Origin of the sequence: Thaumasiovibrio clandestinus (assembly GCF_047250365.1) — a bacterium.
GTDB lineage: Bacteria > Pseudomonadota > Gammaproteobacteria > Enterobacterales > Vibrionaceae > Thaumasiovibrio.
In genome coordinates this window covers 35,808-61,841 of sequence record NZ_JBLBVL010000003.1, presented here as the reverse complement: position 1 = coordinate 61,841, position 26,034 = coordinate 35,808, and the positions used below count along the sequence as shown (strand labels likewise).

The window sequence follows — 26,034 nt, the reverse complement described above, 5'->3', positions numbered from 1 at the left end:
TGCAACTTAACAGAATCTGAAGAAAGTTTGAAAATTGTCGCTTTAGATTGGTCGGGTGCTATTGGGGTGTGTATGATAAATACCGCCAAAATCAGAACCGATTGAACATCAATCGAAAACTCGTTATTCAGGCAGTTATCAAGGAATTGGGATGCCACAGAGTCTATTACGTTATACCAACATACTTAGTATCGTTGGTGATTTAATCCGGGTTGAAGTGCCCAATCTCACTTCTAGCAATGCGAAAGCCAAATATGGTGACCTCGCAATGATTGAGCAAAATGGTGAAAACTACTCTCTTGCTCAAATCATTAAAATTGACAACGAAGAAGTATCACTTCAAGTGTTCGCAGGGTGTAAAGGTCTTTCGACCAATGCAGCTGTTTGTTTCCTTGACCAGCCTATGCAGGTGACCTACTCACCGAATGTTCTCGGCCGTATTTTTAACGGTGCGGGTCATCCGATTGACCAAGGTCCTGAACTAGAAGCTGATCCGAAAGTGGAAATCGACGGTCCTTCTGTTAACCCTGTTCGCCGTACATTAGCTTCACGTATGGTACGTACTAACGTCCCTATGATCGATGTGTTCAACACATTGGTTGAATCACAGAAGATCCCTATCTTCTCTGTTGCTGGTGAACCGTACAATAAATTTCTTGCTCGTATCGCAATCCAAGCAGAAGCGGATGTGGTGGTTTTTGCCGGAATGGGTCTTATCTATGATGATTACCATTTCTTCAAAACACAGTTCGAAGAAGCCGGTGTATCTTCACGTACGGTAATGTTTGTAAACCAAGCATCTGATCCGACGGTAGAACGTCTTCTTGCCCCTGACATGGCGCTATCTGTTGCCGAGCACTTTGCAGTAGATGAAGGAAAGAAAGTACTTGTACTTCTTACCGATATGACCTCCTACGCTGATGCGATGAAGGAAATTGGTGTTGCAATGGATAAAATCCCTGCAAACCGTGGTTATATGGGTGACCTATATTCGCAACTTGCCAAACGTTACGAAAAAGCATGTGACTACAAAGGCGCAGGTTCTGTTACCTTGCTAGCCGTTACTACCATGCCTGGTAATGACGTTACGCACCCAGTACCGGATAACACCGGATACATCACTGAAGGCCAGTTCTACTTACACGATGGCGTATTGGATCCATTCGGTTCTCTATCTCGTCTAAAGCAGATGGTAATTGGTAAAGAAACACGTGAAGATCACAGTGCCATTATGAGCGTTATGATCCGTTTCTATTCTGATGCTGTTGAAGCACAACAGAAACAAGCGATGGCGTTTGAACTGTCTGATTACGACAAGAAAACCCTAAAATTCGGTAAATACTTCCGTGACAACTTCATGACCCTTGATGTGGACATGACGTTGGAAGATGCCTTGGACTTCAGTTGGAAAGTACTAGCAGAGTGTTTTGATCCAGAAGAAACGCTGATCAAAGATAGCTTGTTAGAAAAATACTGGCCAAATCCTGAGCAACTGGGTCTACCAGCTGCTGCGACGGAGGAGTAATCCATGGCTAAGGTAGCATTAAACAAAAGCTCGCTAAATAAACAAAAGCGCAGTTTAAAAACTTATAACCGCTACCTGCCTGCGTTAGAACTGAAACGCCAACAATTAATGATTGAGCGTAAAAAGGCCGAATTGGCTTTAGGAGATGCAAGACAACGTGTCGCAGATTTGCGCAAAATTGTCGAAGAAGCAATTCCGATGCTCGCGTGTGAAGAGATTAACGTCAACAACCTTGTTAAGGTTAGTAACGTTGAGCTCGTAACACAAAACATTGTTGGGTGCCGAGTTCCTTTGGTTGAAGATATTACAATCGAAGTTACTCCGTACAGTTATCTCGCTCGCCCACATTGGGTAGACAGTGTTGTGCGCCAACTCAAAGAGATGGTTCGTCTTCGTGTCGAATTATCTGTCTATGAAAAGCGCTATGAATTGATCAGTGACGCGACTCGCGTAACTAGTCAGCGTGTAAACCTATTCTCTAAAGTTCTGATCCCAGAAACAAAAGAGAGCATCAAACGGATTGGTATCTATCTGTCTGATCAGGATCGTGCTGCAGTTATGAATGCGAAACTATCAAAACAAAAAGTGCTGGCACAACAAGCGAAAACGCAGGGAGGCCAAGCATGAGTATTAAACGTCTTAAACGTTTGACCCTCGGTGGACAAGCGTCTCGTCGTGAAGAAATTCTCATGGCTCTGCAAGCACTGGGTTGCATGCATTTGATTCCACTTAGTGAAGATAATGCCAAAGCAAACCGTGCCTTAGCGATGCAACAACCAACAGAAGCCAGTGAGGCTTTAGCATGGTTAAGCCGTGTTGAACGCCGTCGTCGTCCAGTTACGGACAAAGAACTGGTGGATATTGAAGAGTTGGTCGCGCAAATTCTTGAAAATAAGCGAAGCATTCGCCAACAGCAAGATAAGCGAGACTTACTCAAAGAGCGCCTACAGTTACTGCGCCCTTGGGGAGAGTTCGAACTTCCAGAGCTTAGTAGCCTTAACGGTATGCGTTTTTGGTTCTACTTGGTGCCGCTCAAGAAAATGGCAGCACTAAATGATGTAGAACAACCTTGGCAAGAAATTCATCGCGATCAGAAGAACGCCTATATTGTCGTTGTTTCTGAGTCAGAGCCGAATGAAGATCTTATGCCTGTAGACCGTTCTCATGTAGGTAGTCATAGCATTTCTACAGTCGAAGAATACCTCGACATTGCAGAACAGCATTTAGAAGACCTACTCGCTGAACGAGAAGCTTTGACTCGCTGGATTTATCCACTAAGCCAGTCACTCGCAGCAAGCCAAGATCACGCCGAACTTCTGCTCGCCTCTTCAGGTGTTCAGGACGAAGGTTCGTTCTTCCTCATTCAAGGCTGGATGCCAGCCGATGCAGAAGAAACCGTGATCGAAGTTGCTGAAGCCTACGGTTCTGCCGTGGTGTTTGAAGAACCAAACGCTGAAGACGAGCCACCAACATTGTTGGAAAACTCTGATTTAACGGGTGGTGGATCAGAAGCAATGGGCTTCTTCCAAACACCAAACTACCGTGCTTGGGATCCAGGTAACTTAGTGTTTTATTCCTTCTCATTGTTCTTTGCAATGATTATGAATGATGCAATGTACTGTGCCTTATTCGGGCTCATTATCTTGTTCTTTAAAGACAAGTTATTGGCTTCAAATGAAGGTAAACGCCTAATGAACTTGGGCCTGTTTATGTCAGGACTGGGTATCGTTTGGGGTGTACTTGCAGGTAGTTACTTTGGGGTATCACCAAGTGAAGGTAGCTTCTTAGGCTTCTTTAACATCATTGATATGAACAACTATGATGCCATGATGAAACTTTCGGTATTCATAGGGGTTGTGCACTTAATCATTGCTAACGTAATGACCGCCTACATCAACCGTCCGAACCTGCGTGCACTTGCACCGCTTGGTTGGGCCTCACTCATGTTTGGTGGCATGTTGTTATGGTTCGGTATGACAGGAACTATCTGGGCTTGGCTTGGAAACTTCTTGGGCATATTGCTAATGATTGGTGGTGCTGGCCTTGTTTGCGTATTCAGTAGTGATCGTCCGGTGAATAACCGTAAAGATATGCTATTGCGTGCGTTAGATGGTGCTAAAGCGATCTACAACATCACCAGTGCATTCGGTGACATCCTAAGCTACATGCGTCTATTCGCGCTAGGTTTGTCAGGTGCATCACTGGCGATGACATTTAACTCACTGGCTGGTCAAGTCGTGGAAGCACAACCTGTATCAGGTGTGTTATTCGCAGGCCTGATTCTGCTACTAGGCCATGTACTGAACTTTGCTCTTTGTATTATGAGTGGCGTGGTTCACGGTATGCGTCTGAATGTAATTGAATTTGTTAACTGGGGTTTGTCCGACGAAGGATACCCATTCAAAGCTTTTCGTAAGAAAGAGGATTAAAAAATGGAACAATTTGTTATCGCACTAGGTTGGTTAGGTGCATTCGCTCCGGTTGCACTAGGTGCTATTGGTTCAGCTATCGGCTGTTCTGTTGCAGGCCAAGCGGCGTGTGGCGCGATGCTAGACGTTGAGTCAGGCTATGGTAAATACATCGGTCTATCAGCGATGCCTTCTTCTCAGGTTATCTACGGTATCGTTATCATGTTCTCACTATCAGCAATCGGTGTTGATGCTGAAACAGCTGGCGGTCTATTCGGTATCGGTCTAATGACTGGTCTTGCTCTGCTATTCTCTGCTATCTACCAGGGTCAAGCAGTCTCTGCTGCAATCAATGCATCTAAGAACAAACCTGAAGTATTTGGTCTGTCTATCGCTCCAGCCGCTATCGTAGAAGGCTTCTCTGTATTTGCTTTCGTATTCGCGTTAGTAATGGGTGCTAGCATCGGCGCTTAAGGAATAGACCATGACTGTAGAAAATCAAAACTCAACTCCTGTGTCTGCTGGTATCAAGCAACTGGTTGAAACTCTTCGTCAAGAAGGCGTAGATGCAGGTAAAAAAGCCGCAGAAGATATCATCGCTGAAGCGCGTGAAGAAGCATCAACCATCGTTTCTGAAGCTCGTGACAAAGCAGGCCTTATCCTAGGCAATGCACGTAAAGAAGCAGACTTTATCTCAACTGCAGGTAAGCAAGCATTTGAAATGGCAAATCGAAATGCCGTTCTTGAATTGAAAACTTTCCTACAAGAAGAGTTTGCGAAGCAGATCCAAGCGACTGTTGGTACTCAACTGACTGACGAAAAACTGCTTCAACAGATGATTATCGAAGTGGCAGGCCGTAACGCCATTGACGAAAGCGAGCCTGTTGACGTTATTCTTCCAACAAAAGTTGTTGGTGTTACAGAACTAAGCACTTCTCCTGAAGAGCTGAAAGAAGGCACATTGATGCACTTTGCTGTGGCACAAGCGGCTGAAATGTTACGTGAAGGCGTAACATTCAATGTTAGCGAAGATAACAAGCACGCATTGATGTTCCGTCTAAAAGACAAAGACATCGAAATTGCACTATCTGATGAAACTGTCACTCAAATGATGCTTAACCACCTGCAGCCACGTTTCCGTGCGCTACTGGAAGGCATTGTAAAATAAGCGGAAGAGGCAGGCTTGCCCTGCCTCTCCTTTAGCAAGGAGCGAATATGTCTGAAAAAGCATATCATGGTCTGTTGACTTCGCTGCCGCATATCGATTCATTGTTTGACAGTAAAATAACGCCTATATCGCGTTATCAGCTGGAACGTCGACTAAGCGGATTGACTTTCGATGAAAGAAAGTACCTAGGCACGATTGAACAATTGATGCACTGGGACCAAGCAAAAGATGACGCAGATGATGCAGAGCTAATCAAGTTCGCCACACGTACTCGAGACAGTGTGGACAGTCAGGTTCTTCGTGACCTGATAGATTGGCGCTTGGATATGCGCACAGTAGTTGCTGCCCTTCGTCGCAAGAAGGCTGGGGAAAAAGCCCCGTCTGCACCGCGCTGGAGCTTCGGCACTCGCTATGAATTTATCCGTCGCAATTGGAATGTTCCGTACTTCAATTTGCAATTTACCTTTCCATGGCTACCAGACGTAGCACGATACATGGAAAACGACCAAAGCCTAGAGCTAGAAAAAGAGCTACTTAATGCCGTGTGGGAACAACTTGACCGCATCAGCACTAAAGAGCGTTTTAGCTTTGAAGCAGTAGTTATCTACTTACTTCGCTGGAACTTAGTCTCTCGCTGGACAACATACAACAGCGAAATTGCAATTGAGCGGTTCGACCAGCTCGTAGAAAACGCACTTGGCAGCTTTGCCAGTGAGCTACCGGATTAATAACGAATAACAGGTTGTTCAAATGAGCACTGATTTAGTGAATACAAAGCCAACTGCACACGTAACCGCAGTTATTGGCGATACCTTAACCATTCGTCTAAACCCAGAAGATAATGGTTCATTGGTAAAAAACGAAGTACTGTATGTACTTCCAAGCCGTAAACAAACTGAAGGGCTCGACGAGCTACTGATGGCAGAAGTACTACGTGTTCGTGGTGACTCTGCTGACATTCAGGTCTATGAAGATACGCGTGGTGTCGCCGTTGGTGATGGTGTTATCCAAACGGGTGAGATGCTAAGTGTCGATCTTGGTCCAGGTATCCTGGCTCAAATCTACGACGGCCTTCAAAACCCGCTTGAGCGTTTGGCTCAAATCCACGGCAAATTCCTGAAGCGTGGCGTTCAAGTAGACGCATTGGACAAAACCGAAACATGGGCATTCAACGCTATCGCTAAAAAAGGCGACAAGCTACGTGCTGGTCAATCAATGGGTACGGTACAAGAAGGCCGCTTTACTCACCAAATTATGGTTCCTTTCCATATTAAAGGTGAAGTTGAGGTTACTTGGATCCAAGAAGGTACGTTCACCGTTGATACCGTTATCGCTCACGTAACTGATAGTCGTGGTAAAGAGCACAAGCTCACCATGGTTCAAAAGTGGCCAGTTCGTCAGTCTATCGCTAACACACTCGCGAAGATGGGCGGCAAGACTGAACGTAAATTCCCTAACGAGCCGTTGGTAACAACAACACGTACTATCGATACTTTCTTCCCTATCGCGCGTGGTGGTACAGGTTGTGTACCTGGCCCATTCGGCTCGGGTAAGACGGTACTACAGCATGGTATCTCTCGTTACTGTGATGCAGACATCGTTATTGTTGTAGCATGTGGTGAGCGTGCGGGTGAGGTAGTAGAAACTATCGAAGAATTCCCACACCTACCGGATCCTAAGCATGGTGGCACATTGATCGATCGTACGGTTATCATTTGTAATACATCATCAATGCCAGTTGCTGCACGTGAAGCCTCTATCTATACCGGTCTAACGCTAGGTGAGTACTACCGTCAGATGGGTTATAACGTACTGCTTCTTGCTGACTCAACGTCACGTTGGGCACAAGCAATGCGTGAAACCTCTAACCGTCTGGAAGAGATCCCAGGTGAAGAAGGTTTCCCTGCGTACATGGACTCCGCAATTAAAGGTGTTTATGAGCGTTGTGGTGTTATCGACAACGAAAACGGTGTTGATGGGTCACTGACTATGATCGGTTCTGTATCACCGGCTGGTGGTAACTTTGAAGAACCTGTTACACAGTCGACGCTAGGTACGGTTAAAACCTTCCTAGGCCTGTCGTATGAGCGTGCATACAAGCGCTTCTACCCTGCTATCGATCCACTCATCTCATGGTCTCGTTATCTTGACCAACTAGAAGATTGGTACGCTGAGAACTTAAGTCCTGACTGGGTTCCTACCGTTAAAGAGATGAAGCAACTGCTAGCCGATGGTGACAGTATTGGTCAGATGATGCAGGTCACGGGTGAAGAAGGTATTTCACTAGAAGACTATATTACGTATCAGAAAGCCCTGTTCCTCGACATGGTATACCTACAGCAAGATGCATTTGATGACGTTGATGCTTCTGCGAGCTTGGAACGCCAGCAGTTTACCTTTAACAAGGTTGTTGAGATCATCCGCATTACGTATGACTTTGCTGACAAAGCGACTGCACGTAAGTACTTTACATCAATGACACGTTACTTCCGTAACTTCCATTATGCTAAAGAAAACTCTGCAGAGTACGCTGATTACATTCAACGTATTGATATGCTGCGTGAAGACACACTGAAAGAAACAGCATAAGCAGTCAATTTCATGAATAATTTAAGCCGACATTATTGTCGGCTTTTCTTTTTCTTCAAATTAGTAATCATTAGCCACGTAAATTAAAACAAGATTAACATTTAATATTTATCGCTACTTTTTACCTTAAGCAGCGTTACGATATTGTTATAAACCCTCGAACAGTAGTACATAAAACCAACTAGTTTAGTGACGGCCATCACACTTCAGTTGATTACACCCCATATAAATTCGCAATCCAATCGAAAATCCGCTTTATTGAACACGCTTTGAAAGTAGTCGAAGCTATAATAATAAGGAGCGTTAACGCATGAATATGCAAAACAACAAATTATCACTCACCCAAAAAGTCATTTTGGGTATGGTGGCAGGTATCCTAACTGGGTTTGCTATCCAACATGTTTTTGGCAACATCGTTTGGGTTCAAGACTACTTGGTTGACGGCTTACTTAACGTTGGTGGTGCCATCTTCGTATCCAGCCTACAAATGTTAGTTGTGCCACTTATTTTTGTCTCTCTCGTCTGTGGCACTAGTTCACTAAAGGATATCTCGACTCTGGGTCGCCTCGGTGGTAAAACCATCGCCTTTTATCTACTGACAACGGCTATCGCAATTACTCTCGCCTTAACCATGGGTTCCATCTTTCAGCCAGGCGCAGGTGCAGACCTAGCCGCAGCGACCACCTTTGAATCTCGCGAGGCTCCAGCTTTAGGACAAGTTATTATTAACATGTTCCCTCGCAACCCAATCAACGCGATGGCAGAAGGCAATACACTACAAATTATCGTTTTCGCCATTCTGTTCGGTATTGCTATCGCCGCGGCAGGTGAACCGGGTAAGCGTGTTGCAAGCCTGTTTGCTGATCTAAATAGTGTTATTATGAAGCTAGTTGCTCTGCTAATGAATATCGCCCCTTTCGGTGTATTCTGCTTGATGGCAAAGCTGTTCTCTACACTCGGGCTTAGCGCCATCTTTAATCTGTTTGAGTACTTCTTAGTCCTGACCTGTACCCTGCTTCTTCACGCACTGATCACCTACCCACTATTACTAAAGACACTAGGCGGCCTAGACCCACGCATTTTCCTACGTAAAATGAAAGACGCTGTGATGTTTGCCTTTTCAACCGCATCATCTAACGCCACTCTGCCTGTAACAATGGAGACTGCAACCAAGCGCCTAGGAGCCAGCAATCGCATCGCTTCTTTCACTGTGCCTCTTGGTGCGACCATCAACATGGATGGTACTGCGATTATGCAGGGTGTCGCCACCATGTTTATCGCTCAGGCGTTTAATATCGACCTGACCATGGGTGACTATCTCACTGTTATCATGACAGCGACATTGGCATCCGTAGGTACAGCAGGTGTACCTGGCGTTGGCCTTATCATGCTCGCAATGGTACTGAATCAGGTCGGCCTTCCTGTTGAGGGAATCGCGATCATCATGGGTGTTGACCGCCTACTCGATATGATTCGTACAGCGGTTAATATTACTGGCGACAGTGCCGTGACTTGTATTGTAGCAAAAAGCGAAGGCGAATTAGATATCGATACTTACAACAACCCAGTTGCCGGCGAAAAAGAAGAAGAAGTTCACCTCCATCCAATTACCAATTAGCCTTTGACTAATCTGGAGACCTAAATTAAGTGCGCCCCGAGCTGATAACAAATACGGGGCGTCTTTTATTAAGGTCTGATTTACTCTTCCTGTTCTGATTCATCTTCTAAAGTCGTGTCGAGTATTCTTATCGCCTCATGAACATTAACTTCCAGCAAATTAATCAGTGACTGCATCAACTCTAACTCTGGCAATTGATTGTTATTCAAGCATGTCATAATAAGACTTCGTTTACTCTCGACCAAGTTTAAGTTCAAACACTGGCAGCCAGTTTCTAATCTCAATAGACAAGCGCTAAGTTGCGCCTTATCTTTGTTCGAGTATGCTTCAACCAAAGCTGACAACAGTTGCTCACCTAACGCTTTAAACTGTTCAATATCATTGAGATTAACTACCGTTCCATGACCATGGTGAGTCTGCAAACTGATTTCAGCTTCAGTACACGCCGCTTTACCTAAGTGCTGTATATCATGCCGAATAAGGTGAACGACATTATCAGTTTTACTTGCCGTTAATTGCTGTCGATAACGATAAAGTGCATCAATAAAGCTCTCTTTTTGCAGCGGCTTAGTCAGTATATGATTCACCCCTGCGGCAACAAAGCTATCGTGCGCTTCTTTAAATACGTCGGCCGTACAACCAAAAATTAGGGTCTTGGACTTCAGTTCCTGTCGAATGATTCTTGTCGCCTCAATGCCATCCATTACAGGCATATGATTATCCATAATGATCAAGTCATATTGCCCACCTTTGACTTTGTCCACGGCGATTTGTCCATTTTCAGCGACATCTACATTATGGCCCTGCTTACTACAAAAAGTTTTGGCTACTAACGCATTGACTTTATTATCTTCAACCAACAAAATATTAAGTGAAACATCGAGCACCCGACTATCTAAGAAGATACCTTCCTTCTCTGACTTTCTTTTTGAATTAATCGGCTCAAGATAAAGAGAAATTTCAAACTGGCTTCCTGTTCCTACTTTACTAGAAACAGACACATCACCCGACATTAAATGAGCCAGCTTTTTTACAATAGCCAAGCCCAACCCAGTACCGCCAAACTTTCGTGTGGTTGAAGCTTCAGCTTGAATAAAAGGGTTAAAAATAGTATTCAGTCTATCGTGAGGGATACCTATACCTGTATCTTCGACCTTTATCCGTAACAACTCTCTTTTATCAATTTGCAAATCAGGCTCAGAATAGAACGTCGTTTTAATTCCGCCTTTTTCTGTAAATTTAACAGCATTACCCAGCAAGTTAAATATAACCTGTCGGATCCGTGACTTATCGCCTCGATATGACTTTCTTGTTCCTAGTTGATTCTCAAGCTCAAATGTTAATCCTTTCTCCTGACATACCGCTGAGTAAGTGCTTAATATCGGTGCACAGATATCATCTAGCGCAAACTCCTCATTCTCAAGTTCAAGCTTTCCTTCCTCAATTTTTGAGATATCCAATATATCGTTAAGTAATGAGAGTAAATGATATCCAGACTCCAGCAAGACACTTAACTGCTCGTGCTGTTCAACATTCATATCAGTCGATTCTAGAATTTGTGCCATTCCCAATATACCATTGAGAGGAGTTCTTAATTCATGACTCATAGTGGCCAAAAAAGTTGACTTTGCTCGATTGGACTCATCAGCTTTGCTAACCGCATCTTCTAAACGTTGCTCTAACCGCTTTCTTTGGCTGGTTTCTCTCTCAACAGCGATAAACTGCTCTAACTGATTATTGGTATCAAATACTGGCGTAATCGCAAGTTCAACCCAATAAGGTTGACCGTTCTTACGGTAGTTTACTAATTCTGCAGTCACAGCCTTTGCTTGGCTTATATGTTCAGAGATACGCTTCGCTTCATCTAAAGATGTCAATTTTCCCCGTAGCAAATGACCCGGCTTTCTACCTACAAACTCTTGCCGAGTATAACCAGATAGCTGTTCAAATGCTCGATTAACCCATGATGTTTTACCGTATTTATCTGTGATAATAATAGCATCACTGGCATGTTCAACCACCATAGCCAACTGTGAGCGTTCGCGTTCCTTCTCCAGTAACTTCGCACTTAATTTCTTTTCTCTATATTGTTGTGCCCATTGGTGCCAATAGAGGTGTGATGACAAAACTAGAAACAAGAAGATAGAGGCCAGTGTAATATTAACCTGCGCATAAGCCCTTCGCTCTAACCAATAGTCGTTATTGTTATTTATTTTACGATGAATATCGCTATCTAATAGTGCTACTTTTTCATGCCTAATCGCATCTTCTACCCTATCTTGCAGTCGCATATATTCTTTAATTGCTAATAATGTAAAGTAATTTTTATGATCTTGTTGTAGCGACTTTTTATCTAACTGGTTCTCAAGAAAGTCATAGGCAATTAATTGTTCTGAACTCGATTGGGATGATAGGGATAATATTTCTCTAAGACCTCGAATAGTTTTATTGGTGTACTGCAGAGAAACTTTTTCGCTTAACATACGCTCAATACGCTGAGTCAACAATATGACTTCTGTACGATATTGATATGATAATTCGACCGCTTTTTCTGATATAGGGTTGAAAAATGGAAGATAAGCATAGTAGTTGTTTTTTATATTTTCATATAAAAACTTAGATTCAACTTCAAGTTGAACAAGTTCCGCTGAAAAGCGATCGAATACTCTATTTTCACCATATTCAAAAGCATTAATTTCCTCCAAACTATGTATGATATCTTGTGATAAAAATAGATAAGCCTTTTGATAAGAGCCACTAATATGACTCATTGCAAAACTAAAAGTGAACCACACCGCACACAGTGTAATTAATATAAAATGTAAGCGCTCTGTTTGCATTTGCGTCAGCTTAATTTTCATTGAGCTAACTCCTTTAGCACTGGCGGTGGGGGGGCGGATAGTGCACGCAAGAAAGCACTGATTTCGATAATGCTATCGGCTTCTAGCTCATAACCTAATTGAACTTGTGCCATTATCATAATCGCTTCTTCCAATGTTTCAGCTCGCCCATCATGAAAATAAGGTGCCGTTTCCGCCACATTTCTTAAACTAGCAACTCTAAATACTCTCCGGTCCTGCTCTTGGCCTGTAACATTGTAACGCCCTAAATCTTGGTCACTTTGTGCATAGGTATTATCTAAATGACCAAAACGTTGAAACAAGTTTCCTCCAATATTTTGTCCCTGATGACATACCACGCATCCTAAAGATTTAAACTTCTGCCAACCAACTTTTGCCGCTGGATTTAACGCATTTTCATCGCCGCGCAAATATTGATCAAACGGGGCGTTGGGGGTGTCGAGCGCGCGCATAAACGCCACCAACGCGGCTTTTACCGTTTCTTTCGTCATTTGCCCATCAAACGCAGACTGAAATTGATCTCTATAGCTCTCAACAGAATTCACATACAGTAAGACATCTTGCCAGTTAGTATTCATTTCCAAAGGGTTATGTAAGGGGCCATCAATCTGCTCACTTAAACTGGCGGCTCTTCCGTCCCAAAAAAAGCGGGTATTATAAGCAACATTAAATACTGTCGGTGAGTTCCTAGCACCGGCACCATTCACACCAACTGACACCTTTGATTCTTCAGCTCCATCACTATAAATATGATGGCACGACTCACAACTTACCTGTTGATTTGAGGATAAGTTGGGATCCATAAAAAGTTGTTTTCCCAACTGAATCGCAGGCATCTGCTCTACGGTTAGCGACAATGGTGGAATTGGTTCAATCAATTCAGTGTCGTCTACGCGATCTTTTGAGCCAGGTTCAATCAGGTGAAGGTGTTTGTCACCAAAATGCAAATGGTCCTTCATTGGGTCTTCAAAAGTTACCCAAAGGTAAGCCGTGGCCAATAAAAACACCATCGCCATTCCCAGCCAATTTAAAACCACTTTATTCATAGCTTGCACTTAAGTGTTAACTTTAACCATCATTATGGCCTATGTTTCTGTGCTTTTCATTTTTAATCAGCATGCCTTTGCTGAACCTAATGGTAATGCGGACATCTCAGTACGCAGCGCAACGACTCTCCTTTGACTCTGATCAAAAGAGAAACACATACTGTAAAGTGAACAGATAGCTGAACTAAAATAATAATGGCTCTATCAATACACCAAAGGGGGCGATTATGAGCTTAGTACCACGTGATTATTGGACCGATTTCAATCGTATGTTCGAACATGCATTTCCATCGATAAGATATAATGCCGGCACGGAGTCATTCTCACCACGGGTAGATATTATCGAGCAAGAAAATCAATATCAGATTGCTGCAGATCTACCTGGCGTCGACAAAAAAGATCTCAAGGTGCGAATAAGCAATGGTACTCTGTTTATCGAAGCTACAACCAGTAAGAATATCGATAAAACCGAGAACGGTAAGGTTGTTCACAAAGAGCGCTACAATGGAAAAATGATGCGTAGTTTCTTCTTGGGTAACAATATCCAACAACAAGATATTAAAGCAGAGTTTAAAGATGGCGTGCTACACATTAGTGTGCCTAAAGTAACACCCGATCAGGGAGAAAACAGTGAGATTGAAATCAATTAACCACAGATTCTGTTTTCTCATAAACCAAAAAGCCCTCCAGTGGAGGGCTTTTTGAATACTATATAACGATATTAGCCAATGAAGTCTAAACCACCCATATAAGGTTTTAGTACCTCTGGTATTGCAATACGGCCATCTTCTTGCTGGTAGTTTTCCAACACAGCAACCATAGTACGACCAACCGCTAAACCAGACCCATTTAGTGTGTGTAGAAGCTCAGGCTTCTTCTCACCCTTACGGCGGAAACGCGCTTGCATACGACGTGCTTGGAAGTCACCACAGTTTGAGCATGAAGAGATTTCACGGTATGTGTCTTGAGCAGGTAACCACACTTCTAGATCATAGGTCTTCATCGCACCAAAGCCCATATCGCCAGTACAAAGGATCACTTTACGGTAAGGTAGCTCAAGCAGTTGCAGAACTTTCTCTGCCTGACCGGTTAGCTCTTCTAGCGCCGCCATTGAATCTTCTGGTTTGGTGATCTGAACCAATTCAACTTTATCAAATTGGTGCATGCGGATAAGACCACGAGTATCACGGCCATAAGAACCCGCTTCTGAACGGAAGCATGGCGTGTGTGCAGTCATTTTGATCGGCAAATCAGCCTCGTCAACAATCACATCACGTACCATGTTAGTCAAAGGCACTTCAGCGGTTGGGATCAAAGATAGGCCTTGGCCTTCTTCCGTCGCAGGTTTGGTATGGAACAAATCTTCACCAAACTTCGGTAACTGACCGGTACCCATTAAGCTATCGGCATTAACAAGGTACGGAACGTACATCTCAGTGTAACCGTGTTGCTCAGTATGCAAATCAAGCATGAATTGCGCTAATGCACGGTGCAGACGCGCAAACTGGCCTTTCATCACGATAAAACGTGATCCGGTCAATTTAACAGCACTACTGAAATCTAGACCATCACCCATCTCACCTAGATCGACATGATCACGGACATCAAAGCCATACTGTTTTGGTTCACCCCATACAGTAACTTCAACATTGTCTTCTTCATCTTTTCCTGCTGGAACATCTTCCGCTGGAACATTTGGAACGGTCAAGGTAACGGCTTTAAGTTCATCTTGTAGAGCCGCTAATGCTTTCTTCGCTTCATCAAGTTCGCTACCAAGATTCGCTACTTCCGCCATGATCTTGTCAGCTTCTTCATGATCGCCTTTCGCTTTTGCCTGACCAATGGACTTGGAGCGGGAGTTGCGTTGCGCCTGAAGCTCTTCGGTTTGCACCTGCAGCGATTTACGTTTCTCTTCTAAATCGCGTAGTTTTTCCACATCGAGGTTAAAACCACGACGCGCCAGTTTTTGCGCTGTTTCGTCCAGCTCAGTACGAAGTAATTTTGAATCTAGCATGCTAATCCTATGCTCTTGAATATGCGAAAATGCACAATTTATCGGTTTTCGACATTATGCCCTAAAAATGGGGCTTATATGGCTAAACCATATCAAAAAAAATGTGGTTAAGGGTAGCGCTTTATCGGGCTTTTTTGGTCTAATTGACGCAGATAATCCAGCTTTTCGCTCAATTTTATCTCTAAACCACGGTTTGTTGGTGCATAGTAGCGCGTATGTTGCATTTCTGGAGGAAAATAATTCTCTCCAGCCGCATAAGCGCCCGGCTCATCGTGAGCATAACGGTACTCTTGACCATAGCCCATCTCTTTCATCAACTTCGTCGGTGCGTTGCGAAGGTGATGTGGCACTTCATAATCGGGCAATTGTACTGCATCCATCTGGGCCTGTTTCCACGCAGCATAGACAGCATTGCTCTTGGGGGCACACGCTAAATAGACAATGGCTTGCGCAATCGCGCGTTCACCTTCATAGGCACCGATACGGGTAAAACAATCCCACGCCGACACCGCGACCTGCATCGCTCTTGGATCCGCATTGCCGATATCTTCTGACGCGATGGCTAGCAAGCGACGCACAACATACAAGGGATCGCAACCCGCATGAAGCATTCGCGCAAACCAGTATAAAGCGGCATCAGGATCAGAGCCTCGAATTGACTTATGTACCGCTGAAATAAGGTCATACCATAAATCACCCTTATTATCGAAGCGTGCAACACGTTCACCCGTGACTTCGGCTAACATGGCAATATCAACAGGTTTAAGACCATTTTCATCAGCCTCTACCATATCGTCCAGTAGTTCGAGATAGTTTAAGGCCATTCGTGCATCACCATTAACCAGATCCGCTAACGCCGTTCGGATCTCGTCATCCAGCACCAACTGACTCTCTTTTAAGCCTCGCTCAGCATCACTCAGTGCCTGCTCAATAACAGCAAGAATCTCATCACTGGTTAGCGATTTTAACTTGTATACTCGCGCTCTAGATAGCAGTGCGTTGTTTAATTCAAAAGAGGGATTTTCCGTCGTCGCGCCGATGAAAGTCACCGTGCCATCTTCAATGTGCGGCAAGAAAGCATCTTGCTGGCTTTTATTGAATCTATGTACCTCATCAACAAATAGCAGTGTACGTCGACCAGCCAACTTATTTTCGCGGGCTTTCTCAATCGCGGCACGGATATCTTTAACCCCAGAGGTGACGGCACTCACTCGTTCCACTTCTGCATTCGCATAAAACGCTGCCACTTCAGCGAGCGTGGTTTTACCAGTACCGGGCGGCCCCCACAAGATCATGGAGTGTACTTGACCCGCTTCCAGTGCGCGACGTAGTGGCTTGCCAACACCAAGCAGATGTTGTTGCCCAATGTATTCATTAACATTGCGTGGTCGCATCCGCGCCGCCAGCGGGCGAAAATCATCCGCAAAATCGAGTGAAAAGTTATTCATAGCGCCTATCGTTGGTCAACAACATCCACACCTTTCGGCGGGATAAAAGTAAAGAAGCTGTCGTAGGGGATCCCTTGAGTGCTGAAGTCGTTAAGTTGATAATCCGTACGTTGTCCATCTTGTTCAACCAAGCTGAAACGGGTAATTCTACCGTTCTCTAGCACATCGATTTCAAAGTTGCCGTTAAGGTTAGTATTAGCGTGAGGCGTCAAGGTAAAGTGATCCCCTTTTCTAGATACCTCATAATCCTGCCAGTCTGACGCCTGATTACGGGTTAGCAACACAAACGGTGTATGCTCCGTAACATCAGCGAGATTTTGGATCATCACCTCATCCAAAAACGGATTAAAATACCACAGTGCATCTCCATCTGTGACGAGCAGGTTCTCTTCCGGTTGATTGGTGCGAAAGTGAAATAAACTCGGACGTTTGATCACCAGTTCACCGTGCCCCTCCACCAGCATGTCGCCTTCAGGGCTAATGACATGCTGAACAAAATTCGCACTAAAGGCATTTACTTGATTCAGACGCTCAATCAATGTTTGCTGTGCATCTGCCCAGACTGACGACGATACCATCGCCAACAATGCTACTACTCTCTTCATCATTTAATCTCTTGGTGGTGGCGGTGGCGCCAATACTTCTCGGTTTCCGTTGTGCCCTGGAGCACTTACTATCCCATGCGCTTCTAATTGTTCAACAATACGGGCGGCGCGGTTATAGCCTATCTTAAAGCGACGTTGCACCCCTGATACCGAACCTCGACGAGATTCAGCAACAAAAGCTGCCACTTGATCAAATAGCTGATCTAACTCTTCAGCCCCTTCTGCCGCTTCGCCAGGTAACAAGCTCTCAGAGCCTTGGTCATCATGTAATATGGCATCAATGTACTGTGGCTTACCACGAGCTTTCCAGTTTTTTACAACCGCGTGTACATCATCATCGGAAGCAAATGCCCCGTGCACACGAACGGTATGACTCTGTCCTGGAGGCAAATAGAGCATATCACCCATGCCGAGCAGCGACTCTGCTCCGCCCTGATCTAGAATGGTTCGAGAATCGGTTTTTGTCGACACGGTAAACGCCATTCGAGTCGGGATATTGGCTTTGATTAATCCGGTAATAACATCAACTGATGGGCGCTGCGTCGCTAGAATTAAGTGAATGCCAGCCGCACGTGCCTTTTGGGCTAAGCGTGCAATTAGCTCTTCTACTTTCTTGCCAACCACCATCATCAAATCTGCAAATTCATCGACGATAACCACAATGTTGGGCATTTTCTCTAACAACGGTGGTGTTTCATCTAGGCTATCACCCGGTTTCCATAATGGGTCATGGATAGGGTGTCCAGCTTCAGCAGCTTCTTTCAGTTTCGCGTTAAAACCAGCGACATTCCGCACTCCAACCGCGGCTAACAATTTATAACGGCGTTCCATCTCACCGACACACCAGCGTAATGCATTGCCAGCATCTTTCATGTCGGTAACAACCTCAGCCAATAGATGTGGGATACCTTCATAGACTGAAAGTTCCAACATTTTAGGGTCAATCATAATAAAGCGGCAGTCTTCAGGCTGGCATTTGTACAGTAAGCTAAGGATCATGACGTTCACGCCGACCGACTTACCTGAGCCTGTTGTACCGGCCACCAACAAGTGAGGCATTTTAGCCAGATCAGCCACCACAGCTTCACCCGCAATATCTTTACCTAGCACAACCGGTAGTGCAGCGCGGCTAGCTTGAAACTTATCGCTGGCCACCACTTCCGACATATAAACCGTTTGGCGACCACTGTTTGGCAGCTCTAAACCAACATAAGGTTTACCCGGAATAACATCAACAACCCGTACTGCTGATGCAGACAAAGCACGCGCCAAATCCTTTGCTAAGCCAGAAATACGGCTGACTTTCACCCCAGGCGCCAATTCAAGCTCATAGCGTGTAATGACGGGCCCCGGAAAGACACCCACCACAGTAACATGCACCTTATAGTCAGCTAATTTAGCCTCAAGTAGTCGAGCGATCCGCTGCAACTCTTCGTCTGAGGCTGGCTCAACATTACGAATGGCTGGCGCCAACAACTCAACGGTTGGTAATGGCTCAAGTGGTTTAGGAAGGTTTTCGTCCTTCTGCACCAAGAATGGGTTGTGCATCGCCGACTCGCGCTGTTGCGCTTCGCGTATCGCTTGTTGGAATGGGTCATCGTCTCCGACTATTCCAACTTCTTTCTCGGCACGCTCCAATTCTGACAAACCATCGCTGGCTCCAATTGGCGGAGGTGTGAGCGCATCAGAAGATGACGTTTCAGCGGAAACATCGCTGTTCGTCTCTTCAACAACAGTGGTCGTCGCTGACGAGGAAATACCGCTCTCAGTATTGATGACTTTAACAGGAGCAACGGCGACACCCTCTTCGTCATTTTCATTTGCATAGACGCTAAAGTTCTCATCGGTTGCATAAGCCTGCTCTAGCTGTTCTATGGTTAACGTTTTAACTTGGTCTGGGTCATTAAAGGTTATTGGCTCTATCGTCAATTCAGAGACGAAAGTGGATTCATCTTCAACCATAGTAGAAACAGCGCTAACATCACCAACACTTGGCGTTTGTTCAACCTCAATAGAGGCGACGGCCTGCTCTGGGCGCGTAATGATCAGTTCTCGTTCATGACTTGCAGATTGAAGCAGGACATCTGGAATGGTCACGCTTCCTTCGCTGCCAGCCTCAACGCTCACTGGTGGTGTATTCACCTCACCCATTGGCGTATCGGTAGCTAAATCAAGCCCTTTTGGTGCTTGCCACTCTTCATCGAACGGCTGTATCGACTCAGTCTCTGTTCCGCGTATTTTATTCACTCCCCCGCCGATACCGTTAAGCACCGTTTCACCGAGTACGTCAACGATCGTCAACCAACTGATCCCGGTAAAAAGCGTAAAGCCTGCAGCCCATAAGAACATCAGAATTAGCGTTGAACCAAGTAAGTTAAAATAGGGAAGAATTAGGTTTGTGGTGACATCGCCAATCACACCACCGGATGAAAAATACCAAATATCATCAAAGTTAAGATCAGCTAAACCACAGCTGGTAACAAACAACAATAACATGCCCAGCAATCGTGTACTGAGAATCATATAATTGGGATGCTCTGCTGCCGTTCGGCGACGAAATAAAACCCACGCCACTAACACCAAGACAAAAGGCATTGGGTAAGCTAGCAGGCCAAAGGTGAAGAATAAGGTATCAGCAATCAACGCACCAATTGCCCCCCCAGCATTGTTAATGTCTCCTTGCCAAGCGGTTTGAGACCAAGAAGGATCGGCAGGGTGAAATGAAAGCAGAGCAATAGATACAAATATCGCTACCATCAGGCCAACGATAAACAAGCACTCTAAAAGACGTTGTCCGCCCGTTAAGCGCTGACGCTCACGGTACTTACCTTTCAGTTTTATCAAAAAACACTCCATTGCGGATGAAAACAAGAAAAAATCGAGCGGCATTATCTTAAAAGATAAGGCCGCTCGAGTATTATCGCAATGTCAGTGATAGAGGCAAGCTAAAGCTGCATTATCGGGTTTTAATAACCAAATGGTTAGTTTGCTTAACTTCTTCCATCACTACATAAGTACGAGTATCGTTTACACCCGGAAGTCGTAAAAGGGTTTCACCTAATAATTTACGATATGCTGACATATCTGCGACTCGGGTTTTCAACAAATAATCAAAATCACCAGATACAAGGTGACACTCTTGAATATCGTCAAGCGCTTGCACAGCTTGGTTGAATTCATCGAATACATCCGGCGTGCCACGGTTGAGAGTGATCTCAACAAAAACAAGAAGTGACGCATCCAAATATTGCGGATTTAACAGTGCAGTATAGCCACTGATATAACCCTGGCGTTCTAAGCGACGCACGCGCTCGAGGCACGGTGTCGGAGAGAGACCGACTCGCTTAGACAGTTCTACGTTTGAAATTCGACCATCCTTTTGAAGTTCATTCAAAATATTACGGTCAATGCGGTCCAATTCCTTGGATGGTTTCTTATTGGTATCTACCATTGTATTCCACCTTTATTTACTTCCATGCAGTTCATATGTTTCTGTGTTTGCAATGTTTGAGAGGTAAATAGCAAAAAATATCTAATAACTATGATACTATTCGTTAAATTCCTTCATTTCCAGCGTTCCACGCTAAAAAGGCGATTTAGATTACAAAATCGTGGTGGCTTGTGCTGTCATCACGACAGAACAATCCTTCATTATCCTCTCTGGAATACGCATAATTTATGTATTCCAATCTGAAATTCATTTACAACATGCAACAAATGTTATTCGTTTAGCACATCATATGTGTTATTTGTGATCTCAGACTGACTGAGCATATCAGAGTTATTTGTAAAGGTAAAAGCCATCTCAGCCATATATCATTCTCTTCTGAATTAATTTCAATACAAGTAGGCCTATACGATATTACACCTCAGCGATACCCGTAATCTCCGCTTCCTTTGTTTTCACAATTTTCCTACAATCAAGCATTGGAATTTCAGCGTTATTGATAAAGCAGTCACCATAACATAGCGATAAGTGACGTAGCGCTTGCAACAATCAAATTACTATCTTGGAGAATTCATGGGGTCAGTTAAACATAGTTCACTACTCATCTTGGGCTCAGGACCTGCAGGCTACACTGCTGCGGTTTATGCCGCGCGCGCTAACCTCAACCCAGTAATGGTAACCGGGATGCAGCAAGGTGGTCAGTTGACAACGACCACCGATGTCGAAAATTGGCCAGGTGATGCTGAAGGCCTAACCGGACCGGCGTTGATGGAGCGAATGAAAGCGCACGCAGAACGTTTTGATACCGAGATTTTATTCGACCATATTCACAGTGTTGACTTTAGCCAACGCCCTTTTCGCCTTAAAGGCGATGATCAAGACTACAGCTGTGATTCTCTGATCATCGCGACGGGGGCGTCAGCTAAGTACTTAGGCCTCGACTCAGAAGAAGCCTTTAAAGGCCGTGGCATTTCTGCCTGCGCCACCTGTGACGGATTCTTCTATCGCAATCAAAAAGTCGCCGTAGTGGGCGGTGGTAACACTGCTGTCGAAGAAGCTCTCTACCTATCCAACATTGCGTCAGAGGTTCATCTGATTCATCGGCGTGATACATTTAGAGCCGAAAAAATTCTCGTGCGCCGTTTAATGGATAAAGTCGAAAATGGCAACATCACACTACACACTCACCGTACATTAGAAGAAGTGTTAGGTGATGAGATGGGGGTGACGGCATTAACACTTAAAAACACCCTAACGGATGAAACCGAACAGCTCGACGTTATGGGCTGCTTTATTGCCATTGGTCATCAGCCAAACACCACCATTTTCGAAGGCCAACTCGCTATGGAGAATGGCTACATCAAGGTTCAATCTGGCCTGAGCGGCAATGCAACACAAACCAGCATTCCTGGTATTTTTGCCGCAGGTGATGTTATGGACCATACCTATCGCCAAGCCATCACATCAGCAGGAACAGGGTGTATGGCTGCACTCGATGCTGAACGTTATTTAGACGGGCTAAACGACTAACCACCCACTCGATATAGCATCACTATTATGAGCCCCGAACAACGGGGCCTTTTGCTCAACAGCGGCAACAATATTGTTGCCCCAACACGCGGGTCATCATGGAACGTTCAACCCAACGCCGGTTATCACGCTGGCTTAAATCGCAAAGCAAACCAGCAAAGTCATGGTTAATTTTAACCGTATTAACTGGATTTGCGGCTGGTTTGGTTCTCATCAGTCAAGCCGCGCTTCTCGCCCATATTCTGCATCAACTGATTATCGAACAAACACCAAAAGCCGACCTCAAGGCAGCATTCCTCGCCTTAATTCTCACCGCCTTTATGCGCGCAGGGTTTAACTGGGCCAAAGAGTACTGTGGTTTCCGCTGTGGCGAACAGGTGCGACTTTATCTACGTCGCATTATTCTTGAGCGGCTCAATACACTTGGTCCCGCCTATGTCAAAGGACGCCCTGCGGGTGCATGGGCTAGTTTACTGCTCGAACAAATTGAAGAGATGCAAGACTTCTTTGCTAAATATCTCCCTCAAATGAGCCTCGCGGTCTTGATCCCGCTTGTTATACTTGCCGTCGTTTTCCCCCTAAATTGGGCAGCAGGGCTTGTCTTTCTCATCACTGCTCCGTTGGTGCCACTATTCATGGCCTTGGTTGGCATGGGTGCCGCAGATGCCAATAAGCGTAATTTTAAGGCCTTACAGCGCCTCTCTGGACACTTTTTAGATCGCCTAAAAGGAATGCAAACACTGCGGCTATTTTACTATGCAGAAAGAGAAGCTGAGCACTTACACGTTACTGCTCACATATTGCGAAAACGTACCATGGAAGTATTGCGCCTCGCTTTTTTATCTTCCGCAGTACTCGAGTTTTTTGCTGCCATCTCCGTCGCTATCGTTGCCGTTTATTTTGGTTTTACTTATATCGGTGAACTAAACTTTGGCCACTATGGCTTACCGGTAACCCTGTTTACCGGCCTCTTTGTGCTCATTCTTGCCCCTGAGTTTTATCAACCACTCCGAGAACTCGGCACCTATTACCATGCACGGGCTCAAGCCATTGCTTCGGCTGAATCACTAATGGCCTTCTTAGACGCCTCACATCAACCTTCTGAAGGCGGCACTGAAAAAATTGATCTCCAATATGCGCTTGATAGTAGAATTAAGTCCACTGCACTTATCGAAGCTCGGCAGTTAGAAATCTATAGCCCCGAAGGGATAAAACTTATTGGCCCGATTAGCTTTACTATCCATCACGGCGAGAAAGTTGCACTTGTCGGCCAAAGTGGTGCAGGGAAATCAACCATAATGAATGCGTTGTTGGGTTTCTTGCCCTATCAAGGAACCTTAACCATCAACGGTGTTGAGCTCACTCAACTCGATTTTTCTGATTGGCGTCGCCAATTAAGCTGGGTGGGACAAAACCCTCAACTGCTACACGGCACAGTCGCCGAGAATATTGCATTAAGCTGCCCAGACTCGCCATTAGACGCGATAAAAAGTGCCGCTGAAGACGCCTATGCCGCAGAGTTTATCGACACGCTTCCAAACGGATACCAACACGCAATAGGGGATCGTTCTAGCGGATTATCCGTCGGCCAAGCTCAGCGTATTGCGCTGGCACGCGCTATCTTACAAGCCGGTGAATTGTGGTTACTCGACGAGCCTACCGCAAGCCTCGATGCCCATAGTGAACAAAACGTACTCGCATCACTGGCCAACGTCACCCATAACAAAACAACCTTAATGATAAGCCACCAGCTTGGTCAGCTACATGCCATGGACAATATCATCGTATTGGATCAGGGCACAATTGTGCAACAAGGTACGTTTGAAGATATCCGCCAAAATGGCGCCATGCTCGACATGTTGAGCCATACCGAAGAACAGACTCAAGATACGGAGCAAACCGATGCGTGATCTACTTCCCTTTGTCGCTTTATATCGAAAACACAGCTTCGGCTTAACACTAGGGATGCTACTGGCATTGGCAACATTAGCGGCAGCAATTGGCCTCTTAACGTTATCGGGTTGGTTTATTTCCGCGTCTGCCGTTGCTGGTTTAACCATCGCCAAGCAAACCTTTAATTACATGCTACCTGGTGCAGGTGTGCGCGGTTTTTCTATGCTGCGAACGGCGGGGCGATGGGGGGAGCGCGTGGTGAGTCACAACGCAACATTCAAGTTGCTTGCTGATCTCAGGCTGTTTGTGTTTCGAAAATTAATCCCACTCATTCCAGGTAAACACGCCGATTTACGTGATGCTGATTTACTCAACCGCCTTGTCGCTGATGTCGACGCCATGGATCACCTTTACTTGCGTTTGCTGACACCACTCATTATTGGGCTTATTGCAACATTTGGGTTATCGGGTTTTTTATACTGGTTCAATCCCATGCTTGGCATCATGCTGGGGTCAATTCTCATCGTGTTAATGTGTGTCATTCCCATCGTTTTCTATCGTTTAGGCCGTCGACAAGGTGAGATGCTAACACTGAGTACTGCAACGCTTCGTGTCGCACTATTAGATTGGATTCAGAGCAACACTGAGCTATCTCTATTTAACGCTGGTCATCGCTACCAACAGCGCATTACTGATACGCAAGAACAACTGCTCAATGCCCAGCGAAAAATGGCCATGATAACAGGATTTGCGAGTGCATCTCTACAGCTAGCTTCTGGCTTAACCCTTGCACTAATTGTTTGGTTTGCCGCTGATGGCATTAACGGACGCGCACCGGACCCTTTTGTGGCCATGTTTGCCTTTGCCACACTGGCCAGCTTTGAAATTCTGATGCCTTTCGCTGGCGCATTCCAATACCTAGGTAAAACTCTCACATCGGCGAAACGGCTAAATCGCCTACTCAATGCAAAGCCCGACACTCCCTTTGCTGGTAATACCCATTGCGCTGATGCCATCGGTAACATCGCCTTGTCCAATGTTACCTTTAGCTACCACGATACGAATAGAGCTGCCATTAATGGGGTTAATTTAGAGATTAAAGCTGGCAGTAAGGTGGCGTTATTGGGTCAAACCGGGTGTGGCAAATCGACCTTACTGCAACTCATCACGCGCCAATGGGATCCCATGGCAGGGGATATTAAACTCGATGGTGTCTCTTTGAAAGAGTGGCAAGAAGCATCATTACGCAACAGCATGGTAGTTGTGAGCCAACGAGTGGATCTCTTTAATGGCACCCTGCGCGATAACTTACTGATCGCAAACCCAGAAGCTTCAGATGAAACGTTGCGTCAAGCACTCATCGATGTCACCCTCAATAATCTACTCGATAAGCAAGGTCTTGATAGCTGGATTGGTGAAGGTGGACGTCAATTGTCTGGCGGAGAGCGTCGTCGTATCGGTATTGCACGGGCGATATTACACAATGCCCCCATTTGGCTCCTAGATGAACCAACAGAAGGGCTAGACAAGCAGACAGAGCAAAACTTACTCAACATGCTAATGGATAAGTCTACTGACAAAACCGTCCTCTTTATTACCCACCGTTTGGTCGGCTTACCACAGATGGATACCATTTGTTTAATGGAAGCGGGCCAAATCGTCGAACATGGTAGCCATCAATCCCTGTTGGCAACCTCTGCACGCTATCAGCAGATCTGCCAATATATCCAGTAATCATTCGCAAGCCTTACAATTAGCCGCCCTACCTAAAACCGTATTCACAAAATACGGTTTTATTTTCGCCTCAACATAATGACGAACATCACACTTGGCAAACGTTTGCTTCCATTTGGACATTTGTCCTATTTTACTTAACCGCCC

At 45.1% G+C, this 26,034-nt stretch carries 19 protein-coding genes; 12 read left to right on the top strand and 7 right to left on the bottom strand.

Features of this window, described 5'->3' with window-relative positions; translation table 11 throughout:
- Positions 1-151: 151 nt before the first annotated feature.
- The 8 genes from ACKLNH_RS05835 (at position 152) to ACKLNH_RS05800 (ending at position 9,308) form a co-directional block, all read left to right on the top strand.
- The gene (locus tag ACKLNH_RS05835; RefSeq protein WP_413111314.1) at positions 152-1,525 is read left to right on the top strand and encodes a V-type ATP synthase subunit B; all 1,374 of its coding nucleotides are present in this window, start codon (positions 152-154) and stop codon (positions 1,523-1,525) included.
- A gap of 3 nt (positions 1,526-1,528) precedes the next feature.
- A complete protein-coding gene (locus tag ACKLNH_RS05830; protein ID WP_413111313.1) occupies positions 1,529-2,152 on the top strand; it encodes a V-type ATP synthase subunit D in 624 nt (207 codons plus the stop codon).
- On the top strand, positions 2,149-3,954 hold the full coding sequence (locus ACKLNH_RS05825; protein ID WP_413111312.1) for a V-type ATP synthase subunit I: 1,806 nt from the start codon (positions 2,149-2,151) through the stop codon (positions 3,952-3,954). The genes ACKLNH_RS05830 and ACKLNH_RS05825 overlap by 4 nt, the downstream gene beginning before the upstream one ends.
- 3 nt (positions 3,955-3,957) lie before the next feature.
- Positions 3,958-4,407 (top strand): ATP synthase subunit C, encoded by a 450-nt coding sequence (locus ACKLNH_RS05820; RefSeq protein ID WP_413111311.1) that lies wholly within the window; start codon positions 3,958-3,960, stop codon positions 4,405-4,407.
- Between the two features lie 10 nt (positions 4,408-4,417).
- A complete protein-coding gene (locus ACKLNH_RS05815) occupies positions 4,418-5,101 on the top strand; it encodes a hypothetical protein (protein WP_413111310.1) in 684 nt (227 codons plus the stop codon).
- A gap of 47 nt (positions 5,102-5,148) precedes the next feature.
- The gene (locus ACKLNH_RS05810) at positions 5,149-5,829 is read left to right on the top strand and encodes a DUF2764 family protein (protein ID WP_413111309.1); all 681 of its coding nucleotides are present in this window, start codon (positions 5,149-5,151) and stop codon (positions 5,827-5,829) included.
- Positions 5,830-5,851: 22 nt separating this feature from the next.
- A complete protein-coding gene (locus ACKLNH_RS05805; RefSeq protein ID WP_413111308.1) occupies positions 5,852-7,690 on the top strand; it encodes a V-type ATP synthase subunit A in 1,839 nt (612 codons plus the stop codon).
- A 310-nt stretch (positions 7,691-8,000) separates the two neighbouring features.
- Positions 8,001-9,308, top strand: a complete 1,308-nt coding sequence (locus ACKLNH_RS05800; RefSeq protein WP_413111307.1) for a dicarboxylate/amino acid:cation symporter — start codon at positions 8,001-8,003, stop codon at positions 9,306-9,308.
- Positions 9,309-9,388: 80 nt separating this feature from the next.
- On the opposite strand, the gene ACKLNH_RS05795 is transcribed toward ACKLNH_RS05800, so the two are convergent.
- Together ACKLNH_RS05795 and ACKLNH_RS05790 are read right to left on the bottom strand one after the other, a co-directional pair.
- Positions 9,389-12,169: an ATP-binding protein gene (locus tag ACKLNH_RS05795; protein ID WP_413111306.1), complete on the bottom strand. Its 2,781-nt coding sequence runs from the start codon at positions 12,167-12,169 to the stop codon at positions 9,389-9,391.
- A complete protein-coding gene (locus ACKLNH_RS05790; protein ID WP_413111305.1) occupies positions 12,166-13,215 on the bottom strand; it encodes a cytochrome-c peroxidase in 1,050 nt (349 codons plus the stop codon). Before ACKLNH_RS05790 ends, ACKLNH_RS05795 begins: the two co-directional genes overlap by 4 nt.
- A gap of 227 nt (positions 13,216-13,442) precedes the next feature.
- Here ACKLNH_RS05790 and ACKLNH_RS05785 point away from each other — a divergent pair, with 227 nt between their 5' ends.
- Complete coding sequence (locus ACKLNH_RS05785; protein WP_413111304.1) at positions 13,443-13,865, top strand: Hsp20/alpha crystallin family protein; 423 nt, start codon at positions 13,443-13,445, stop codon at positions 13,863-13,865.
- A gap of 71 nt (positions 13,866-13,936) precedes the next feature.
- Here ACKLNH_RS05785 and serS read toward each other — a convergent pair whose 3' ends face one another.
- The 5 genes from serS to lrp form a co-directional block, all read right to left on the bottom strand.
- Entirely contained in the window at positions 13,937-15,229 is a 1,293-nt protein-coding gene (gene serS / locus ACKLNH_RS05780) for a serine--tRNA ligase (RefSeq protein ID WP_413111303.1), read from the bottom strand.
- A gap of 107 nt (positions 15,230-15,336) precedes the next feature.
- The gene (locus ACKLNH_RS05775; RefSeq protein ID WP_413111302.1) at positions 15,337-16,677 is read right to left on the bottom strand and encodes a replication-associated recombination protein A; all 1,341 of its coding nucleotides are present in this window, start codon (positions 16,675-16,677) and stop codon (positions 15,337-15,339) included.
- 5 nt (positions 16,678-16,682) lie between these two features.
- Positions 16,683-17,282: an outer membrane lipoprotein periplasmic chaperone LolA gene (gene lolA / locus ACKLNH_RS05770; protein ID WP_413111659.1), complete on the bottom strand. Its 600-nt coding sequence runs from the start codon at positions 17,280-17,282 to the stop codon at positions 16,683-16,685.
- Positions 17,283-17,285: 3 nt separating this feature from the next.
- The gene (locus tag ACKLNH_RS05765; RefSeq protein ID WP_413111658.1) at positions 17,286-20,138 is read right to left on the bottom strand and encodes a DNA translocase FtsK; all 2,853 of its coding nucleotides are present in this window, start codon (positions 20,136-20,138) and stop codon (positions 17,286-17,288) included.
- A 100-nt stretch (positions 20,139-20,238) separates the two neighbouring features.
- Positions 20,239-20,733, bottom strand: coding sequence for a leucine-responsive transcriptional regulator Lrp (lrp, locus tag ACKLNH_RS05760; RefSeq protein WP_413111301.1), 495 nt, complete (start codon positions 20,731-20,733; stop codon positions 20,239-20,241).
- A gap of 570 nt (positions 20,734-21,303) precedes the next feature.
- On the opposite strand from lrp, the gene trxB reads away from it, so the two are divergent.
- The 3 genes from trxB to cydC all read left to right on the top strand — a co-directional run bounded on the left by trxB (position 21,304) and on the right by cydC (position 25,887).
- On the top strand, positions 21,304-22,260 hold the full coding sequence (gene trxB, locus ACKLNH_RS05755) for a thioredoxin-disulfide reductase (RefSeq protein ID WP_413111300.1): 957 nt from the start codon (positions 21,304-21,306) through the stop codon (positions 22,258-22,260).
- A 98-nt stretch (positions 22,261-22,358) separates the two neighbouring features.
- On the top strand, positions 22,359-24,170 hold the full coding sequence (cydD, locus tag ACKLNH_RS05750) for a heme ABC transporter permease/ATP-binding protein CydD (protein ID WP_413111299.1): 1,812 nt from the start codon (positions 22,359-22,361) through the stop codon (positions 24,168-24,170).
- A complete protein-coding gene (cydC, locus tag ACKLNH_RS05745) occupies positions 24,163-25,887 on the top strand; it encodes a heme ABC transporter ATP-binding protein/permease CydC (protein ID WP_413111298.1) in 1,725 nt (574 codons plus the stop codon). The genes cydD and cydC overlap by 8 nt, the downstream gene beginning before the upstream one ends.
- Positions 25,888-26,034: the final 147 nt, after the last annotated feature.

What these genes read in the sequence shown, in the direction of transcription:
- ACKLNH_RS05835 (WP_413111314.1), top strand. Translation starts at nt 152, where the DNA reads ATGCCACAGAGTCTATTACGTTATACCAACATACTTAGTATCGTTGGT.
- ACKLNH_RS05830 (WP_413111313.1), top strand. Translation starts at nt 1,529, where the DNA reads ATGGCTAAGGTAGCATTAAACAAAAGCTCGCTAAATAAACAAAAGCGC.
- ACKLNH_RS05825 (WP_413111312.1), top strand. Translation starts at nt 2,149, where the DNA reads ATGAGTATTAAACGTCTTAAACGTTTGACCCTCGGTGGACAAGCGTCT.
- ACKLNH_RS05820 (WP_413111311.1), top strand. Translation starts at nt 3,958, where the DNA reads ATGGAACAATTTGTTATCGCACTAGGTTGGTTAGGTGCATTCGCTCCG.
- ACKLNH_RS05815 (WP_413111310.1), top strand. Translation starts at nt 4,418, where the DNA reads ATGACTGTAGAAAATCAAAACTCAACTCCTGTGTCTGCTGGTATCAAG.
- ACKLNH_RS05810 (WP_413111309.1), top strand. Translation starts at nt 5,149, where the DNA reads ATGTCTGAAAAAGCATATCATGGTCTGTTGACTTCGCTGCCGCATATC.
- ACKLNH_RS05805 (WP_413111308.1), top strand. Translation starts at nt 5,852, where the DNA reads ATGAGCACTGATTTAGTGAATACAAAGCCAACTGCACACGTAACCGCA.
- ACKLNH_RS05800 (WP_413111307.1), top strand. Translation starts at nt 8,001, where the DNA reads ATGAATATGCAAAACAACAAATTATCACTCACCCAAAAAGTCATTTTG.
- ACKLNH_RS05795 (WP_413111306.1), bottom strand. Translation starts at nt 12,169, where the DNA reads ATGAAAATTAAGCTGACGCAAATGCAAACAGAGCGCTTACATTTTATA.
- ACKLNH_RS05790 (WP_413111305.1), bottom strand. Translation starts at nt 13,215, where the DNA reads ATGAATAAAGTGGTTTTAAATTGGCTGGGAATGGCGATGGTGTTTTTA.
- ACKLNH_RS05785 (WP_413111304.1), top strand. Translation starts at nt 13,443, where the DNA reads ATGAGCTTAGTACCACGTGATTATTGGACCGATTTCAATCGTATGTTC.
- serS (WP_413111303.1), bottom strand. Translation starts at nt 15,229, where the DNA reads ATGCTAGATTCAAAATTACTTCGTACTGAGCTGGACGAAACAGCGCAA.
- ACKLNH_RS05775 (WP_413111302.1), bottom strand. Translation starts at nt 16,677, where the DNA reads ATGAATAACTTTTCACTCGATTTTGCGGATGATTTTCGCCCGCTGGCG.
- lolA (WP_413111659.1), bottom strand. Translation starts at nt 17,282, where the DNA reads ATGAAGAGAGTAGTAGCATTGTTGGCGATGGTATCGTCGTCAGTCTGG.
- ACKLNH_RS05765 (WP_413111658.1), bottom strand. Translation starts at nt 20,138, where the DNA reads ATGGAGTGTTTTTTGATAAAACTGAAAGGTAAGTACCGTGAGCGTCAG.
- lrp (WP_413111301.1), bottom strand. Translation starts at nt 20,733, where the DNA reads ATGGTAGATACCAATAAGAAACCATCCAAGGAATTGGACCGCATTGAC.
- trxB (WP_413111300.1), top strand. Translation starts at nt 21,304, where the DNA reads ATGGGGTCAGTTAAACATAGTTCACTACTCATCTTGGGCTCAGGACCT.
- cydD (WP_413111299.1), top strand. Translation starts at nt 22,359, where the DNA reads ATGGAACGTTCAACCCAACGCCGGTTATCACGCTGGCTTAAATCGCAA.
- cydC (WP_413111298.1), top strand. Translation starts at nt 24,163, where the DNA reads ATGCGTGATCTACTTCCCTTTGTCGCTTTATATCGAAAACACAGCTTC.